Here is a 16,674-nt window from a genome sequence, read left to right as displayed (position 1 = left end):
GCCCTGTCTCTGTGAGGATTGGGGCTGCGCCGGCATCGGAGCGGCGGGTAGTGGGTCAGTTTAGCCATGTCTCTGCACTTGCCACGAAGCACACGGAGGAAAACGGTTGTTGGGATTGCTGGAATCGACATACGAAGATTGTCTTTGCTGGGAACTCGAGCACTCTCATTAACGGAATGAAGCGCCTTTCCCTCTAAAGCGTTTTTCACCGTGTCTTCGTGTCTCCGTGGCAAGCAGGGCGGCTCGCCTCCATCCTGCCAACTCGAAACTGACCCACTACGAAGCTCGCCCGCCCCCTTGCCGTCCAAGGCCCCGGCGAAACATGGCCATGGCAGCCCTTATGCGAGTGATGCTTTAATGCTAGGCCTCGAAAGCCGTTCGCCTGCGGCGCTTTCCCTTGTAGGCAATTCACATTGTGGAGGTCCTGTCCTATGTTCCGGTCGACCGCACTACCAGCTCTCTCCGTCCTGCTCCTCTCGCTTGGCGCCTGTGTGCCAAGCGCGCAAGTCACGCCTGCCAGGCCGATCGATGTACCGGCAGGCGATGCTGCCCTGATCGCCAATGCGACGTCTGCGGCCCCTGAGGCGATTGCGCGCACCGCGACAGTGATCGCGTCCGACAGCAAGGGGCAGATGCGCACCGTGCGAAAGGGTTCGGGAGAGTTCACCTGCTTCCCTGATGATCCGACCACCCCGGGCAACGCACCTATGTGCTTCGATCAGGCAGGCCTTGCGTGGGCACAGGCATGGATGTCGAATCAGAGTCCCGCTCCAAATCTTCCGATCGGGATCGCGTACATGCTCCAGAGCAGTTGGACGCAAAGCAATGCCGATCCCCATGCCGCAACGGTGCCAGGTACACCGGGCGTCCAGACTGGACCGGCGCTGATGATCTTGAACACGCGCGGGATGCTCCAAGGGCACCCGCGCGAGCCGACCAATCCGGGGCAGCCGTTCGTCATGTGGCCAGGAACGCCGTATGAGCACCTCATGGTGCCTGTCGCCGCGTCGGCCCGATTAACAGATGTGCATCCAATCGGCAGTACCAAACAACAGGAGAACCGAATGCCACAGCAAATACTGCAGGTGAATCTCAAGTTCAGCATCCCGCGCGCCGACTTGGCAGCAGCGTGGCTCGACGTGGCACAACCGATTGCGGACTTGCCCGGTCTCCGCTGGAAGGTCTGGTTGATGAATGAGGCAGAAAACGAGGCCGGTGGTATCTACCTTTTCGAAAGCAAAGCTGCAGCGGAGTCTTATATGGCCGGGCCGATCGTCGCGGCTCTCAAGTCGAGCCCAGCCATCAGCAACATTACCGCAAAGTTATTCGACGTGATGGGAGACCACAGCGCGATCACCAGAGGCCCTCTGAATCAGGCTTTAAGCTGAAATTGATCAGGGTGAGCGTCAGGATGAGCGTCAGGTTGCGCCGCGCAGAAAATCCTGGACAATCTTGCGGAAGCTCCTGCCGGTCGTGATGCGCTTGCCGTTCCGCAGGATCAGCATCTGGTCACCCTGGTCGAACGGTTCCGCGGCCCGGATGTGCGCGGTATTCACGATGACAGAGCGGTGCACTCGGAGAAACGACCCGGCGGGGAGCCGCGCCTCGAGGTGGCTGAGGGGCTCGCGCACGTCGTATGCGGAGTCGACGAGATGCACGCGCGCCACGTCGTCCCGCGCCTGAATCCAGTAGATCTCCGCGGGATCGAGAAACAGCACCTTTCCGTGCACCTTCACGGCGAACCGCGTGCTGGACGGTGAGAGCGCCGAGATTTTCCGGAGAATCGCGGACATTTGCGCCGCGGTCGAGCCGTCACCGGCCTCGCGAAACCGCCGGGCGGCCCTGTCCAGCGTGCGATTGAACCGGTCCTCGTCCACCGGCTTCAGGAGATAATCCGCTGCACCCACCTCGAACGCGTCCACTGCGTAATCGTCGAACGCGGTCGCGAATATCACCGGCGGCATGTTCTGCGCGCCGATCTCGCTGATGACGTCGAACCCGTCGAGCTCCGGCATCTGCACGTCGAGCAGCACCATGTCCGGCTTGATCGAGCGGATCGTCCGCACCGCGTCCGTCCCCGTCGCGCACTCGCCCACCAGCTCAAAGTCCGGACGCTTCGCGAGGAGCATGCGCAGCCGCTGCCTCGCGAGGTCCTCGTCGTCCACGATGATTATCCGGATGGCTGCAGTAGCTGGAACCGATGTCACGCCGTCACTTCCTCCATACCGTGAAGTTCGTGCGCGCTCGTCGCACGGGAAAGCTTGAGCGGAAGCGACAGGTGCACCGCGAAGCCGCCATTGGTGCCGGGCCCCGTCTCGAACGTGTGCCGCTCACCGTAAAGGTGGTTGAGACGTGTCGCGGTGTTGGCGAGCCCCAACCCGGGTCCCCGCTGTTTTTCCCGCGCGCGCCGGGAAGGCAGGCCGACGCCATCGTCCACGACGTCTATCCGCAGCATGTCGCCTTTGGGACGAACGCACACCGCGATCTTGCCGCCCGCAGCCCGCGGACCGATCCCATGCCGTATCGAATTTTCAACGAGGGGCTGGAGGAGGAGGCTCGGCACCATCGCCTGGCGCACGGACTCGTCAACGTCGAATGTCGCGATCAGCTTGTCGCCGAATCGCACGCGCTGGATCTCGACGTAGTTCTGAAGCAGCGCCAGCTCCCGGTCCACTGTCACCTCCGGCTCCGTCGAGCTGTGGAGTACTGAGCGCAGGAAGTCGCTGATCTCGGCGAGCATCCGCTCGGCCCCTTTCGAGTTCGTCGCGATGAGGGCCATCGCGCTGTTCAACGCATTGAAGAGGAAGTGCGGGCTCAGCTGCAGCCGCAGCGTATCAAGCTGCGCCTGCACGAGTCTCGTCGCGACCCGGTGGCGCTCCGCCGATTCAGTCGCTGACTCAATTACGAGACGCTCGACCCATGAAGTCGCGTAGGTGGCCACACCGCCCGCTATCGCCAGCAGCATCAGGCATGCGCCTTCGTCGAGATATGACAGCCTGCCGGCGGCGACCGCTATCACCGGGTTGACAATCGGATCGATTCGATCTGTCGCGAGCAGCCAGGCGAAGAGCGCAGCGTACTCGGCGAATACGAGAATGGCGACGAGCGCCGTCTTGCGGACCGATGACGCCACCGGCCGCGCCGCCAGCACGACGAAATACATCATGAAGATGGGCGACCGCAACGCAAGAGTGCCGGAGCCCGCGACTGCGTAACCGGCGATGATTCCGGTCACGGCCGTGACATCAACGATCGCGTTCGTCATCGGCAGCCATTCAGGAAGCTGCGGGTTCCGGTACCAGATGAGGTACTGGGCCAGCGTCCACGTGAGAGTCGGAACGAGGAGCAGTGCATTGACGCGCTCCAGCTCCGGGGCGAGCGCGGGTGCATACGCGAGCGCAGCGATCGCCAGCAGGACGAGAATTGCGCCGCGAAGCGCATTCATGACGCGCTCCGCACGCTCTCTCCGAAGCCGGAGGCTTGCAGGAATCGCCGCGTCTTGTGTCGTAGAGAGGACCATCATGAGCCCGGAGCGGATAGCCGCGTGATGTCGGTAGGGTATCGCAACGCCTCTGCTCACGCTACCTGCCATCTTCATTTCCGGGTTGGTGATCCACCGCCGCGTCGGTGAAATACGCGGAGCGCGACTCCTCGCTGCCGGGCCCGCTTAGATTGCAGTTGAGTTTGCAGCGACGCCCCCCGAGGAGAGTGCTTCGAGTGTCCAATACAGAATCGAGCACCCCAGCCGACGGTTTCGGCGAGCTCGGAATCAGCGAGCCCATCGGCCGCGCCCTCGCGTCGCTTGGCTACGAAGAGCCGACACCCATTCAAAAAGAGGCCATTCCCCCGCTGATCGCCGGGAGGGACCTCCTTGGCCAGGCCGCAACCGGCACCGGCAAGACAGCCGCGTTTGCGCTGCCGATTCTCGAGCATCTCGCCGGCGATCCCGACCGGAGACGGGGAGGTGAGCGCATCAGCGCTCTCATCCTGGTTCCCACGCGCGAGCTGGCGATGCAGGTCGCCGAGGCCATTCACAAGTACGGCAAGCCGGTCGGAGCTCGCGTGCTTCCGGTGTATGGCGGTCAATCAATTCATCAGCAGCTGACCGTTCTTCGGCGCGGAGTGGACGTCGTTGTCGCGACGCCGGGCCGGGCTCTCGATCACATCCGTCGCTCGACACTCGATCTCTCGAAGCTGCGCACGGTCGTCCTCGACGAAGCCGACGAGATGCTCGACATGGGATTCGCTGAAGACCTCGACGCGATACTCGAAGCTGCACCGACGCCGCGGCAGACCGCGCTCTTTTCGGCCACTCTCGCGCCTCGAATCAGGGCGATCGCGAAGCGGCACCTGAAGGACCCCGTCAACGTGCGGATCGAGCCGGACCGCGCGGAAGCGGGGACGGTGCCGCGTGTGAGGCAAGTCGCGTACATGGTGCAGCGGCAACAGAAGCCCGCCGCCCTCGGACGCATTCTCGACATCGAGAATCCCGCATCTGCTCTCGTTTTCTGCCGTACGCGAACCGAGGTGGATGAGCTGACCGAGACGCTGAACGGGCGCGGCTACCGCGCGGAAGCGCTTCATGGCGGCCTGTCGCAGGAGCAGCGGGATCGCGTGATGCGCCGATTTCGCGAAGGAGGATTGGATCTTCTCGTCGCCACCGACGTCGCCGCGCGCGGTCTGGACATTGGCCACCTCTCCCACGTCGTGAACTTCGACGTACCCTCGGCGCCGGATGCATATGTGCATCGCATCGGGCGGACCGGCCGCGCCGGCCGCGAGGGCGTGGCGATCACCCTCGCCGAGCCGCGCGAGTCACGGATGCTGCGCACTATCGAACAGCATACGCGGCAGAAGATTCGAATAGAGCCGGTGCCAACCGTCGTGGATCTCCGCTCACGCCGGCTCGAGAAGACACGCGCCGCAGTGCGCCAGGCGGTGGAAGACGGCTCCCTCGATCAGTATCGCACGATCGTCGAATCACTCGGTGAAGACCTCGACGTGATGGACGTCGCGGCTGCCGCGGTGAAGCTGGCACACGAGGCGGGCGGAAATCCGCGCGAAAACGAAGAGGAGATCGCTTCGGTTGCACCGCCGCGAGACAAAGCCAGGCGCGCTGCATCCGTGTCGCCACGAGCGGAGCGACATGCCGCGAGCCCTGCCAGGCCGCGGTCCAGCGAGAAGACCGCCGGAAAGACCGCCGGAAAGACCGACGGAAAGACCGCCGGAAAGACCGCCGGGAAGACGAAGATGACCCGGATCTACATCGGACTGGGTCGCACCGCCGGGATAAGGCCCGCGGATCTCGTCGGCGCGATCGCCAATGAGGCAGGAATTCCCGGTCGCGACATCGGCAGCATCGAAATGGGAAATGGGTTCTCGCTCGTCGAGGTCCCCGAATCCGCCGCCGATATCGTCGTGGAAGCGATGGCAGGGGCGAAGATTCGGGGCAAGCGGGTGACCGTTCGCCGGGAGCGCTTCGAGGGTCCCACTGGCAAATCGAAGGGGAAAGGGAAGCCGACCAAGGGGTCTTGACGGCGGTGTGAATGCACTGTATTATTCATACATGAACGACAAACCGGAACCGGCGACACCCGTTGCTCCGACTCACTTCACCTTCTCCATTCTGCATGCCGCGCAGGTCGTTGGCGACCGCCTCGAATTGGCGCTTGGCACTGTTGGCTTGTCCATGGCGAAGCAAAGTGCGTTGACCAAGCTCGCCGAGGCAGGGGAGCCGGTGACGCTCAGCGAGCTCGCGGCGCGGCTAAGCTGCGTCCGGTCGAACATCACGCAGCTGGTGGATCGACTCGAGGCGGACGGGCTGGTGCGGCGGGTGGATGATCCGGCAGATCGCCGCAGCGTCCGGGCGGAGCTGACGCAGCTCGGCGTGCAGAAGCAGATGGCGGGAGCGACGGAAATGTCACGAGTTCAGTCCGAGCTCGCTGAGCTGGTGCGGCCGTCGGAACTTGCCGCGCTCGAGTCCGCCCTGGGAGCGCTGGGCTGATCTCTTTTTTTGATTTGATGCTTCATATATGCAAAGTCGTGGCACCGATAAATCATCACTCAACCATTCAGGAGCAGACAAATGAGCACCACAATTGAGCCCATTGCCGCCAACGCAATTCCGACTTGGCAGATTGACCCCGCCCACACGAACGTCGAGTTCGCCGTCAAGCACCTCATGATCGCCACCGTGAAAGGGGGTTTCGCCGACGTCACGGGCGTTCTGAAGGGCGACCTTGCGCAGCCCGGACAGTTCGAGCTCGAGGTAGATCTCGCGACGGCAAGCGTGGACACCCGCCAGGAGCAGCGTGACGCGCACCTTCGCTCGGCTGATTTCTTCGACGCGGAGAAGTGGCCGACGATCCGGTTCGTCGGGAAGAGAATCGACGGAGATGTCGGCGCGGATTTCACCCTTTATGGCGACATCACGATCCGCAGCGTGACGCGCGAGCTGAAGCTCGACGTGACGAATGAGGGAACTGCACGCGATCCGTGGGGCAATTCGCGAGTGGGATTCAGCGCGAAGGGCAAGCTCGACCGGCGCGACTTCGGCCTGGTCTACAACCAGGCGCTCGAGACGGGCGGATTCGTCCTCGGCGACGAGATCAAGCTTTCGATAGATGCCGAGTTCACGGCCGTGGCGGTGGACGCGGCGGCGGCGTAAGCCGACCTACGCCATCGAACGAACGGCGCGCATGAACCCGCCGCCTTCGCCGGGAAGCTTGCGCGGGAGTTGAGCGCGAACAGCTTTCGTCGCATGCATTCCTTCCGCATGGCGGCGCGCGGCGCTTGAGCGACAGGCACCTGCTCGGCGTATCGGCCTTCTACCACGACAGCGCTGCGTGCCTGCTCCGGAACGGGGAAGTGATCGCAGCGGCGCAGGAAGAGAGATTCACGCGACACAAGGGTGACGATGCCTTCCCGGCGCGTGCGACCGAGTACTGCCTGCGCACGGCGGGTATCGCGATCGGCGAAGTCGAGGCGGTGGTGTTCTACGACAAGCCGCTCCTCAAGTTCGAGCGCATTCTCGAGACGTATCTCGGTGTCGCTCCGCGCGGGTTCGCGTCGTTTCTCAAGGCCGGCCCCCTCTGGCTCAAGGAGAAGCTCTACACCGATCGCGCGATACGCGATGGGCTCGGCGGCTTCGATGGCAAGGTGCTTTATGCGGAGCATCACGAATCGCACGCGGCAAGCGCGTTCTATCCGTCTCCATTCGACGAAGCGGCGATACTCACCATAGACGGAGTAGGCGAATGGGCGACGGCGTCAATCGGCCGTGGAGAAGGTGGCGACATCCGGCTCGCGCGTGAGCTGCACTGGCCTGATTCGCTGGGTCTCCTGTATTCCGCGTTCACGTACCACACGGGGTTCAGGGTCAACTCGGGCGAGTACAAGGTGATGGGGCTCGCGCCGTACGGGCAGCCGAAGTACGTGGATGCGATCTACCGGCATCTGCTCGACCTTCGGGAGGATGGCTCGTTCCGGCTCGACCAGCTCTACTTCAACTATCTGAGCGGTCTCACGATGACGAGCCCGGCATTCGACGAGATTTTCGGCGGGCCGCCGCGCGCGCCCGAGTCGCCGCTGACACAGCGTGAGATGGATCTCGCGCGAAGCGTCCAGGACGTCTGCGAGGAAATCGTGCTGCGCATGGTGAAGACAGCGCACCGTGAGACGGGGTCGCGATCGTTATGCCTCGCCGGAGGAGTGGCGCTCAACGCGGTCGCGAACGGGCGCGTTCTTCGCGAGAGCCCATTCGAGAGCGTGTGGATTCAGCCGGCGGCGGGAGACGCGGGTGGCTCGCTGGGCGCGGCGTTGCTGGGGTGGCATCGCTACCTCGACAGCCCGCGCACGGCGAGGGCGACCGACTCGATGCACGGCGCACAGCTCGGCCCTGAATTCACGGACGCCGAGATCGAGGCGGAGCTCGCGGAGTGCGGCGCCGTCTTCGAGAAGTATGATGAGCGCGCGCTTCTCGAGCGCACCGCATGCGTGCTCGCTGAAGAGCAGGTTGTCGGCTGGTTCCAGGGGCGGATGGAATTCGGTCCGCGAGCCCTCGGAGGGCGCAGCATTCTCGCCGACCCACGCAGCGCGCGCATGCAGGCGCTAATCAATCTGAAGATCAAGTTCCGCGAAGGCTTCAGGCCGTTCGCGCCAAGCGTGCTCGAGGAGCGCGCGTCCGAATACTTCGATCTTGATGGCGAATCTCCCTACATGCTCATCGTGGCGCCGGTGAAAGGCGAACGGCGGCTGCCGCTTCCCGAGGGAACCAATCGGTGGGGAATTGATCTGCTGAACATTCCGCGCTCCGACATTCCGGCGGTGACACATCTCGATTATTCGGCGCGTATCCAGACGGTGAGCGGCAACCGGTCTCCGTTGTATCACGCGCTGCTCACCGAGTTCGACCGTATTACCGGATGTCCGCTGCTCGTCAACACGTCGTTCAACGTGAGAGGCGAGCCGATCGTCTGCACGCCAGGCGATGCCTATCGGTGCTTCATGCGCACGCATCTCGACTATCTCGTGATCGGCTCGTTCATTCTCGCCAGGACCGCGCAGCCGAGGTTCGACGAGGATGCATGGCAGAACACCATTCCCTTCGACTGATGGCGATGAGCGAAAACGGTTTGCCGTACGATTCAGCGAAGGGAAGGCGCTTCGCGCTGACGCTTGCTGCCGCGTTCGCGGTGCTCGCTACCATCTCATGGTGGCGCGGGCGCGAGTGGGTGCCGGTCGCGCTTGGCGCGCTGGCCGCTGTTCTCGGAGCCGCCGCGATCGTGGCTCCATCGCGCCTCGGCTCCATCGAGCGCGGCTGGATGGCGCTCGCCCGCGCCCTCTCGAAAGTGACGACGCCGATCTTCATGGGCATCGTGTACTTTGTGGTACTGACACCGGTCGGATTTTTCCGCCGCGCGTTCGGAAGCAATCCGCTGGTGCACAAGCCGGACGATGGCAGCTACTGGATTGCGCGGCCGCCCATGGCGCCGACCGACAGGCGGCGCCGCATGGAAAGACAATTCTAGGAGATTGAAGCGATGGGATTCCTGGGGCTCCTCGGTGAGTTGTGGGCGTTCATGAAGGAGCGCAAGAAGCTGTGGCTGCTGCCGATACTCGTCGTCATGCTGCTCGTCGGCGGACTGCTCGTGTTCGCGCAGGGGTCTGCGCTCGCTCCCTTCATCTACACGATTTTCTAGGATGGCCCGAAAGCCGGGTAAGGGGCCGGCCGGGGACCGGTATCGCGACGAAAAGAGGAAGCGGGATGCGGAAGCGAACCCCTCGCGCGGTGCGGGTCCGCGTGCACCACTGCCACCCGCGAAGGCGGCGGTGTTTCTCGCCATAACGCTTTCGCTGCCCTTCCTGCTCGTCGCCGCGCTCGAGATTGGACTGCGTCTCGGCAACTACGGCGGCGACATGGCGGCGTTCGACACGCCGGCCGTTCTTCAGGGGCGGTACAAAGTGCCGGGCGAACGGGTCGGAAAGCGCTACTTCCCGCAGGAGCAATATCCTCCCTCGCCCCCCGGAGATCCATTCCTCGTACAGAAGCCGGCGCATTCGATGCGCCTGTTCGTGCTCGGAGAATCCTCGGCCGCGGGCTTCCCGTATCCTTCGAACGGAACATTCGCGCGTGTGCTGCGCGATGCACTCACCGACGTGCTTCCGAACGATACCGTCGAAGTCGTCAACATGGGCATGGCCGCGACGAACAGTTACACGATCGTTGACCTGGCCGGCGAAGTGATCGCCCAGAAGCCCGATGCGGTGATCATCTACGGCGGCCACAACGAGTACTACGGCGCGCTTGGGGCAGGCTCGACGGAGAGTCTCGGATCGTTCCCCGGATTCGTCCGGCTCTATCTCCGGCTTCAACGGCTCAAGACTTTTCTGCTGCTACGCAACGCGACGAACAGGACGCTCGCTGCAGTGCGCGGAGGCCGTTCGACGCGTGAGATCGAAGCCGACGCAACGCGCATGGAAAGCGTTGTCGGCGACCAGCGCATCGTCCTCGGCGGGAAGACCTACGAGCGCGGGCTGCGACAGTACGAGAGCAACCTGCGTGTCGCCATCGGCGCGTTTCGGCGCGCCGGCATCGCCGTGTTCGTTGGCAGCACGCCGAGCAACCTGAGAGACCTGCCCCCGTTCGGTACTGTGGCGGTCCCGCCCGACAGCTCGGCGACATTCGTCTTCGATTCCGCGAAAGCGATGCTTGCCGCCGGCGACAGCATTGGTGCGGCAACCGAGTTCGGGCGCGCCCGCGACCTCGACGTCATCCGCTTTCGCGCGCCCTCCGTATTCCAGGGCATCGTGCAGCAGGTCGCACGCGAGACTGGCGCGGTTTACGTGCCCGTTGCCGAGGGAGTGGCTGCCGCATCCGCCTATCGTATTCCCGGTTCGGACATTTTTCTCGAGCACGTGCATCCAAGTCAGCGCGGCTATGTGCTCATCGCCCGGATGTATTTCGACGCGCTTCAACGCGGTGGATTTCTCGGGAGACGCGCCGACATGGGACGGTTCGCTGGCTGGGAGACATATTCGGCGCGGATGCGGCTTACCGAGCTGGACCAGCGCGTTGCCTATCACACGATCAGGACTGTGACTACGCGCTGGCCATTTCTTCCCGTATCACGCCAGCTTGACTATCGTGGCACGTATCGTCCGACGGATTTCCTCGACAGTCTCGCGTTCACGGTGTCGCGCGGCGGCATGCCGTGGGCGCAGGCAAAATCGATGCTGGCCCAGCGTTATGTCGAGGCAGGCGATCCCGACCGCGCGGTGGCGGAGTACGAGGGATTGATCCGCGACGAGCCGGGGATCGAGGTGGCGTGGCGTCTGGCCGGGCGGGCGTTGCTCTCGGCGAGTCAGCCCGAGCGCGCGCGCCCGTATCTCGAGCGTGCTTATTGGATCAAGCCGACGGCGTTCACGGCCTACACGCTCGGGGTGGTCGCGATGCAGGAGAAGAATGCGCCTCGGGCCATCGCGCTTCTCGAGCAGTCGCTGCAGCTCAGTCCGGACATGCCCGCCGCGCTGTATCAGCTTTCGCTGGCGTACGCGGTGACGCGGGACATCGAGCGCGCTCGATCTCTGGCCGTCCGCCTGGCGCAGGTCGAGCCGCGTTATCCGGGGCTCGCGGAGTGGATGGCTGCCATCGGGATCCCGCCGCGTTAGGCGCACGATCCTTGCCCGTTGGGTAGTGGCGGCTAGCTTCCGCCACTGCATCGAATCCACCGCCGAGGCCCCCATGCAACGTACCATCGCTCGAATGATTCCCGTGGCAGTGGCTGCTGCCGTGCTTGCCGGTTGCGCGTCCGCGCCGACGCCTCTCAATCGCGTCGCCGTGGCTTACGCGACGATCTCGGATGCCACTGGCGCACAGCGCGGCACCGCCGAGATGTGGCAGGACTTGGACAAGGTCGTTCACGTCAACGTCCAGCTGAGCGGCCTTCCCCCCGGACCGCACGGAATCCATTTCCACGCAGTCGGCACCTGCGATCCATCCGGCGCGTTCGCGTCTGCCGGCGCGCACTACAATCCGCTGGGACGGCAGCATGGGCTCGACAATCCGGCGGGACCGCACGCGGGTGATGCGCCCAACTTCACGGTGGGCTCGGACGGACTCGGTCGAGCCAGCTTCACGACCGATCGCATCTCGCTTACCGATGGCTCGACGACTCTGTTCGACTCGGATGGAAGCTCCATCGTCGTCCACGCGGCGGCGGACGATCAGATATCCCAGCCGTCGGGAAACAGCGGGGCGCGCATAGCGTGCGGAGTGGTGAAGCGGACGCTCTAGCGATCTCACATTTCCGGTTCTGTAAGGAGCGTGGCCCGGGTAGATTTGCGGCAATGACATCCGCGCGCGCATTCCTTGCCGGCCTGATAGACTACGCCGGCTTGTTTCCCCCGGCGTCGCTGGAGATGGATGCCGCGGTTCGGGCGTACGCGGATTATCGGCGATGGAGGGAGCGCGATCTTCTGGGCCGGTTCGTCCTCCCAGCCGCCCGACTCGACGAGTTCGCCGAAAGTGCGGCGGCCGTGCTGCCACGCGGCGCCGCCTCGCAGCCGTGGAGACTGAGCGTCATCGGCGCGTCGGACATGGAGCAGGTAAAGGAGAAAGTACTCCACTTCAACCGCGGGCACGGGAATAAATCGCCCGCTGGCCACGCTGTGTGCGACGCCATTGAAGTCCCCGTCCGGTCCGTCGAAGACATCGAGCGCGCACTCGGAATCTTCCCGGAATCATTTCAGCTCTTCCTCGAGATTCCGGCCTCGCCGGATCCCGAGCCGCTCATATCGGCGCTGTCCGGAACGCGCGCCGCGGCGAAGATCCGGACCGGCGGCGTCGTCGCGGGTGCGATTCCCGCGGCGCCTGACGTGTTGGGTTTCATCGTTGCGTGCAGTCGCCACGATGTGCCCTTCAAGGCGACTGCGGGGTTGCATCACGCAATTCGCGCTATGTATCCGCTCACCTACGAAGCCCACGCACCCGCCGACCTGATGTACGGCTATCTCAACGTCTTCGTCGCCGCGGCGTTCGCGCGGTTGGGCATGAGTGAAGATTCCGTCCTCGCCATTCTCGAGGAAACCGACCCCGCCGCCTTCCAGTTCGATGAAAGCGGCGTCCGGTGGCGCGGTACGGCGCTCTCGTCCGCGCAGCTTGCATCCGCGCGCCATGGCTTCGCGCTCTCTTTCGGCTCGTGCTCTTTCACCGAGCCCGTCGCCGAGGCGGCTCGGCTCGATCTCCTGTGACGCCCTGATGAACGACACGCACGATCCATCGCTGCGGAGCTGGGTAAAGTCGGCGAACGACCAGCTCGCCGACTTCCCGATCCAGAACCTTCCGTTCGGCGTTTTCGTCGAAGCCAGCGGCCAGTCACCGCCGCGCGTCGGAGTCGCCATCGGCGACCGCGTGCTGGACGTCACGGCCTGCGTTCAGGCGGAGCTGATCGAGGACTCCGAAGCGGCGCGGGCGTGCGACGAGCCGTCTCTCAATACGCTGATGGCGCTCGACCCCGCTCAGCTATCGGCTCTGCGCGCCGAGTTCAGCGGCGTGTTGCGCAAGAGCGGGCAGAGCGCGACGAAGGCGCAAGCGATGCGCGGCGACATCCTGCCCTCGATGGACGACGTCACGATGAGGCTTCCGGCGGAAATCGGCGATTACACCGATTTCTACGCGTCGGTGCATCACGCGACCAACGTCGGGAGCATGTTCCGGCCGGACAACCCGCTGCTCCCCAACTACAAGCACGTGCCGATCGGGTATCACGGTCGCGCGTCATCCATCGTTCCGAGCGGAGGGCCCGTTCGACGGCCGCTTGGCCAGACGAAGGCCGCTGATGCGGCTGGGCCGAGCTTCGGGCCATCGCTCATGCTTGACTACGAGTCCGAGCTGGGGTTCTTCGTCGGGCGCGGAACGCGGCTCGGCGAGACGATCGCTCTGAACGACGCACCTTCGCACATCTTTGGATTCTGCCTCGTGAACGACTGGTCGGCGCGCGACATCCAGGCGTGGGAGTATCAGCCGCTCGGACCGTTCCTGGCGAAGAACTTCGCGACGACGGTCTCGCCGTGGATAGTTACATCGGAGGCCGTGGAGCCATACCGCGTTCCCGCGGCGAGCAGGCCGGAGGGCGATCCCAGGCCGCTCGGTTATCTGCGGTCGAGCACTGACGAGGCGCGCGGGGGAATCTCGGCGATCCTCGAGGTGCATCTGTCTTCCGCCCGGATGCGACAGGAGGGCATCGCGCCGACGCGCCTGAGCAGGGCCCCTTTCAACGGGATGTACTGGACGGTCGCGCAGATGCTCACTCATCACGCGAGCAACGGCTGCGCCATGCGGCCGGGTGATCTCCTCGCCAGCGGCACGGTGTCGGGTGACTCGCCGGATGCGCTGGGATGCATGCTCGAGCTCACATGGCGCGGCACTCGGCCTTTCGTGCTGCCGACCGGTGAGGAGCGGCGCTTCCTTCAGGACGGCGACGAAGTCATCATGAATGGATACCTCGAAGCTCCCGGCAGGCCTCGCATCGGATTCGGCGAGTGCCGGGGAACGATTCTTTCGGCTATGGAGTGAAGCAGAACGGCATCAGTCGCCGCGCCTCTCGCGGCAACGACCTCCACGAGGTTCGCAAGTCAGGAATTCAGGGTCGCGGAGTCTTCGCGAGGCGGCGAATACGTCCCGGTCAGAGAATCATCGAGTATACCGGAGAGAAGGTTTCCAACGACGAGGCCGACCGGCGGTACGACGAAGAGAACATGACGCGGCACCATACGTTCCTCTTCACGCTCGACGACGAGACGTGCCTGGACGGCGACGTCCGCACGAACACGGCGCGTCTGATCAACCACTCCTGCGACCCGAACTGCGAGGCAATCATCGAGGGAGATCGCATCTGGATATACGCCCTGAAGAACATCCAGCCCGGCGTGGAGCTTGCCTACGACTATCAGTACGAGCGTACAGGCGACAACATTAAAGAGCTGGAGAAGTTCTACGTGTGTCACTGCGGCTCGGAGAAGTGCAGGGGGAGTATCATGCTTCCGCCGAAGCGCAGGAAGAAACGGGAGGGAAAGCGCTATACCACTTGATCGGAGTGACCGGGATGCGACGTAGCTCACGGATGTCTGCCTTTTTCGCAATGACCCTGTTCGCGGCCGGCGCCGGCGCGCAGGGGACCTATCGGCAAACCGTCCCAATCGATCCGGCGAACGCGGACCGGACGGCCAACGCGTGCGTGGATTTCTACCAGTTCGCAAACGGCGGATGGCTTCGCAACAATCCGCTGCCGGCGGCCTATTCGCGCTGGGGCAGCTTCGACGAGCTGGGCGAGCAGAACCAGGCAGCGCTTACCTCGATACTCCAGTCGGCCGCGGCCAGCACCGACGCAAAGGAGGCCAGTGCCTATCGCATGCTCGGCACGTACTACAGCAATTGCATGGATTCCGCTGCGGCGGAACGTCAGGGCGCGGCACCCGTTCAGCTGCGGCTGAACCGGATCGCGGCGATCGAGGACCGCATGGCGCTGCAGCGGGAGATCGCGACGCTGCAGCGGGAGATCGCGACGCCGCGGGGCGAAGGCGTTCCGGTCCTCTTCCGCTTTGGCTCGACGCAGGATGCCAAGAACAGCGCGTCGGTCATTGGCCGCGCTTCCCAGGGCGGCCTCGGCCTTCCGGATCGCGACTACTACTTCAAGGGCGACTCGTCGTCGCAGGCGATCAGACGGGACTACGTCGCTCACATTCAGCGAATGCTCGAGCTCGGCGGCGGCTCGCCCACGGCGGCGGCTTCCGATGCAAAGCGCGTGATGGCGTTCGAGACGGCGCTGGCGGCTTCGGCTCGTACACGCGTAGAGCTCCGCGACCCTGAAGCCAACTACAACTACCGCACCGCGTCGCAGCTCGCTTCGATGACGCCGAATTTCAACTGGACGCGCTACTTTGCCGACGTCGGCCGGCCCGGCATTCCCGCGGTGGACGTGCAGAATCCCAGGTTCTTTGCGACCGTGGACAGCCTGATGGCGAATGCGCCGCTGTCCGACTGGAAGGCGTATCTCCGGTGGAAGACTCTCAGACACGCGGCGCCTCTCCTGAGTTCGGCGTTCGTGAACGAGAACTTCAACTTCCAGAAGACGCTGACCGGCACACGCGAGATGCTTCCCCGCTACAAGCGCTGCACGCTTGCGGCGGATGCCGGGCTCCGCGACGCGCTTGGCCAGGCGTATGTCGAGCAGAACTTCACGCCGAGCGCGAAGACTCGCGCGCTGGAGATGGTCCACAATCTCGAGGCCGTGCTGCGCGATCGCATCAACTCGCTGCCGTGGATGAGCGAGGCGACTCGCCAGCAGGCGCTGGTCAAGCTCGCCGCGTTCACCGAGAAGATCGGATATCCCGACAAGTGGCGCGACTATTCGACTCTTTCCATCAGGAAGGGGCCATTCATTGACAACGTCTACGCGATCAACCGCTACGAGAGGAAGCGCGACCTCGACATGATCGGCAAGCCGGTTGATCGGACCGAGTGGGGCATGACTCCGCCCACGGTCAACGCGTACTACAACCCGTCCATGAACGAGATCGTCTTCCCGGCGGGAATTCTTCAGCCGCCGTTCTTCTCGGCGACGGCAGACGATGCCGTCAACTATGGCGGCATGGGTAGCGTGATCGGACACGAGATGAGCCACGGCTTCGACGACCAGGGCGCGCAGTTCGACCCGAAGGGCAATCTCAAGAACTGGTGGACGGATGCCGATCTCGCCGCGTTCAGGCAGAAGACCGGTCTCGTCTCCTCGCAGTTCGACGAATACACCGTCATGGACACCGTTCACGTGCAGGGCAAGCTCACGCTTGGCGAGAATATCGCCGACCTGGGCGGGCTCAACATTGCGTACGCCGCGCTTCAGAAGTCCATGGCAGGCAAGCCGCGTCCGCCGGCGATCGACGGCTTCACGCCGGAACAGCGGTTCTTCCTCGCGTGGGCTCAGATCTGGCGACAGAACATCACGCCGCAGAATCAGCGGCAGCGAATTCTGACCGATCCGCACGCCCCGGGACGGTGGCGCACTAACGGGCCGACGTCGAACATGCCGGAGTTCGCCGCGGCGTTCGGCTGCACGCCGGGCGATCCGATGGTGCGTTCCGAAGCCGTGCGCGCTTCGATCTGGTAGCTTGCGACTG

Annotated in this window: 15 protein-coding genes; 13 read left to right on the top strand and 2 right to left on the bottom strand. The window is 64.1% G+C overall.

Going from position 1 to position 16,674, the window contains the following annotated elements; all coding sequences use genetic code 11:
* Window positions 1-431 precede the first annotated feature (431 nt).
* Window positions 432-1,388 carry a YdhR family protein gene (locus Q7S20_10375; protein ID MDO8502237.1) on the top strand — a complete coding sequence of 319 codons (957 nt, stop codon included), beginning with the start codon at window positions 432-434 and terminating at the stop codon, window positions 1,386-1,388.
* A gap of 30 nt (window positions 1,389-1,418) precedes the next feature.
* Here Q7S20_10375 and Q7S20_10370 read toward each other — a convergent pair whose 3' ends face one another.
* A complete protein-coding gene (locus Q7S20_10370; GenBank protein ID MDO8502236.1) occupies window positions 1,419-2,207 on the bottom strand; it encodes a LytTR family DNA-binding domain-containing protein in 789 nt (262 codons plus the stop codon).
* Window positions 2,204-3,445, bottom strand: a complete 1,242-nt coding sequence (locus tag Q7S20_10365; protein ID MDO8502235.1) for a histidine kinase — start codon at window positions 3,443-3,445, stop codon at window positions 2,204-2,206. Before Q7S20_10365 ends, Q7S20_10370 begins: the two co-directional genes overlap by 4 nt.
* A 272-nt stretch (window positions 3,446-3,717) precedes the next feature.
* Between Q7S20_10365 and Q7S20_10360 the strand changes: the two genes are divergently transcribed.
* From Q7S20_10360 to Q7S20_10305, 12 genes are all read left to right on the top strand, one after another.
* Window positions 3,718-5,535: a DEAD/DEAH box helicase gene (locus tag Q7S20_10360; GenBank protein ID MDO8502234.1), complete on the top strand. Its 1,818-nt coding sequence runs from the start codon at window positions 3,718-3,720 to the stop codon at window positions 5,533-5,535.
* 31 nt (window positions 5,536-5,566) lie between these two features.
* The gene (locus tag Q7S20_10355; protein MDO8502233.1) at window positions 5,567-6,004 is read left to right on the top strand and encodes a MarR family transcriptional regulator; all 438 of its coding nucleotides are present in this window, start codon (window positions 5,567-5,569) and stop codon (window positions 6,002-6,004) included.
* Window positions 6,005-6,085: 81 nt separating this feature from the next.
* Window positions 6,086-6,667, top strand: coding sequence for a YceI family protein (locus Q7S20_10350; protein MDO8502232.1), 582 nt, complete (start codon window positions 6,086-6,088; stop codon window positions 6,665-6,667).
* A 125-nt stretch (window positions 6,668-6,792) separates the two neighbouring features.
* Window positions 6,793-8,613: a carbamoyltransferase gene (locus Q7S20_10345; protein ID MDO8502231.1), complete on the top strand. Its 1,821-nt coding sequence runs from the start codon at window positions 6,793-6,795 to the stop codon at window positions 8,611-8,613.
* The gene (locus tag Q7S20_10340) at window positions 8,613-9,029 is read left to right on the top strand and encodes an SxtJ family membrane protein (GenBank protein MDO8502230.1); all 417 of its coding nucleotides are present in this window, start codon (window positions 8,613-8,615) and stop codon (window positions 9,027-9,029) included. The genes Q7S20_10345 and Q7S20_10340 overlap by 1 nt, the downstream gene beginning before the upstream one ends.
* Before the next feature lie 12 nt (window positions 9,030-9,041).
* Window positions 9,042-9,200, top strand: a complete 159-nt coding sequence (locus Q7S20_10335) for a DUF5989 family protein (protein ID MDO8502229.1) — start codon at window positions 9,042-9,044, stop codon at window positions 9,198-9,200.
* A gap of 1 nt (window position 9,201) precedes the next feature.
* Window positions 9,202-11,169 (top strand): tetratricopeptide repeat protein, encoded by a 1,968-nt coding sequence (locus tag Q7S20_10330; GenBank protein MDO8502228.1) that lies wholly within the window; start codon window positions 9,202-9,204, stop codon window positions 11,167-11,169.
* A gap of 94 nt (window positions 11,170-11,263) precedes the next feature.
* Window positions 11,264-11,794, top strand: a complete 531-nt coding sequence (locus tag Q7S20_10325; GenBank protein ID MDO8502227.1) for a superoxide dismutase family protein — start codon at window positions 11,264-11,266, stop codon at window positions 11,792-11,794.
* 53 nt (window positions 11,795-11,847) lie between these two features.
* A complete protein-coding gene (locus Q7S20_10320; protein MDO8502226.1) occupies window positions 11,848-12,750 on the top strand; it encodes a hypothetical protein in 903 nt (300 codons plus the stop codon).
* Between the two features lie 7 nt (window positions 12,751-12,757).
* Window positions 12,758-14,074 carry a fumarylacetoacetase gene (fahA, locus tag Q7S20_10315; GenBank protein ID MDO8502225.1) on the top strand — a complete coding sequence of 439 codons (1,317 nt, stop codon included), beginning with the start codon at window positions 12,758-12,760 and terminating at the stop codon, window positions 14,072-14,074.
* Window positions 14,041-14,589 (top strand): SET domain-containing protein-lysine N-methyltransferase, encoded by a 549-nt coding sequence (locus tag Q7S20_10310; protein MDO8502224.1) that lies wholly within the window; start codon window positions 14,041-14,043, stop codon window positions 14,587-14,589. Before fahA ends, Q7S20_10310 begins: the two co-directional genes overlap by 34 nt.
* A 50-nt stretch (window positions 14,590-14,639) precedes the next feature.
* On the top strand, window positions 14,640-16,664 hold the full coding sequence (locus tag Q7S20_10305) for a M13 family metallopeptidase (GenBank protein MDO8502223.1): 2,025 nt from the start codon (window positions 14,640-14,642) through the stop codon (window positions 16,662-16,664).
* Window positions 16,665-16,674 lie beyond the last annotated feature (10 nt).

Source organism: Gemmatimonadaceae bacterium (assembly GCA_030647905.1).
In the GTDB taxonomy this organism is placed as follows: domain Bacteria; phylum Gemmatimonadota; class Gemmatimonadetes; order Gemmatimonadales; family Gemmatimonadaceae; genus UBA4720.
The sequence above is the reverse complement of the archived record's forward strand: the minus strand, read 5'-3'. Positions and strand labels throughout refer to the sequence as shown.

Coding starts and splice junctions, on each gene's coding strand:
- Q7S20_10375 (MDO8502237.1), top strand. CDS start 432: ATGTTCCGGTCGACCGCACTACCAGCTCTCTCCGTCCTGCTCCTCTCG.
- Q7S20_10365 (MDO8502235.1), bottom strand. CDS start 3,445: ATGAATGCGCTTCGCGGCGCAATTCTCGTCCTGCTGGCGATCGCTGCG.
- Q7S20_10355 (MDO8502233.1), top strand. CDS start 5,567: ATGAACGACAAACCGGAACCGGCGACACCCGTTGCTCCGACTCACTTC.
- Q7S20_10350 (MDO8502232.1), top strand. CDS start 6,086: ATGAGCACCACAATTGAGCCCATTGCCGCCAACGCAATTCCGACTTGG.
- Q7S20_10340 (MDO8502230.1), top strand. CDS start 8,613: ATGGCGATGAGCGAAAACGGTTTGCCGTACGATTCAGCGAAGGGAAGG.
- Q7S20_10335 (MDO8502229.1), top strand. CDS start 9,042: ATGGGATTCCTGGGGCTCCTCGGTGAGTTGTGGGCGTTCATGAAGGAG.
- Q7S20_10330 (MDO8502228.1), top strand. CDS start 9,202: ATGGCCCGAAAGCCGGGTAAGGGGCCGGCCGGGGACCGGTATCGCGAC.
- Q7S20_10325 (MDO8502227.1), top strand. CDS start 11,264: ATGATTCCCGTGGCAGTGGCTGCTGCCGTGCTTGCCGGTTGCGCGTCC.
- Q7S20_10320 (MDO8502226.1), top strand. CDS start 11,848: ATGACATCCGCGCGCGCATTCCTTGCCGGCCTGATAGACTACGCCGGC.
- fahA (MDO8502225.1), top strand. CDS start 12,758: ATGAACGACACGCACGATCCATCGCTGCGGAGCTGGGTAAAGTCGGCG.
- Q7S20_10305 (MDO8502223.1), top strand. CDS start 14,640: ATGACCCTGTTCGCGGCCGGCGCCGGCGCGCAGGGGACCTATCGGCAA.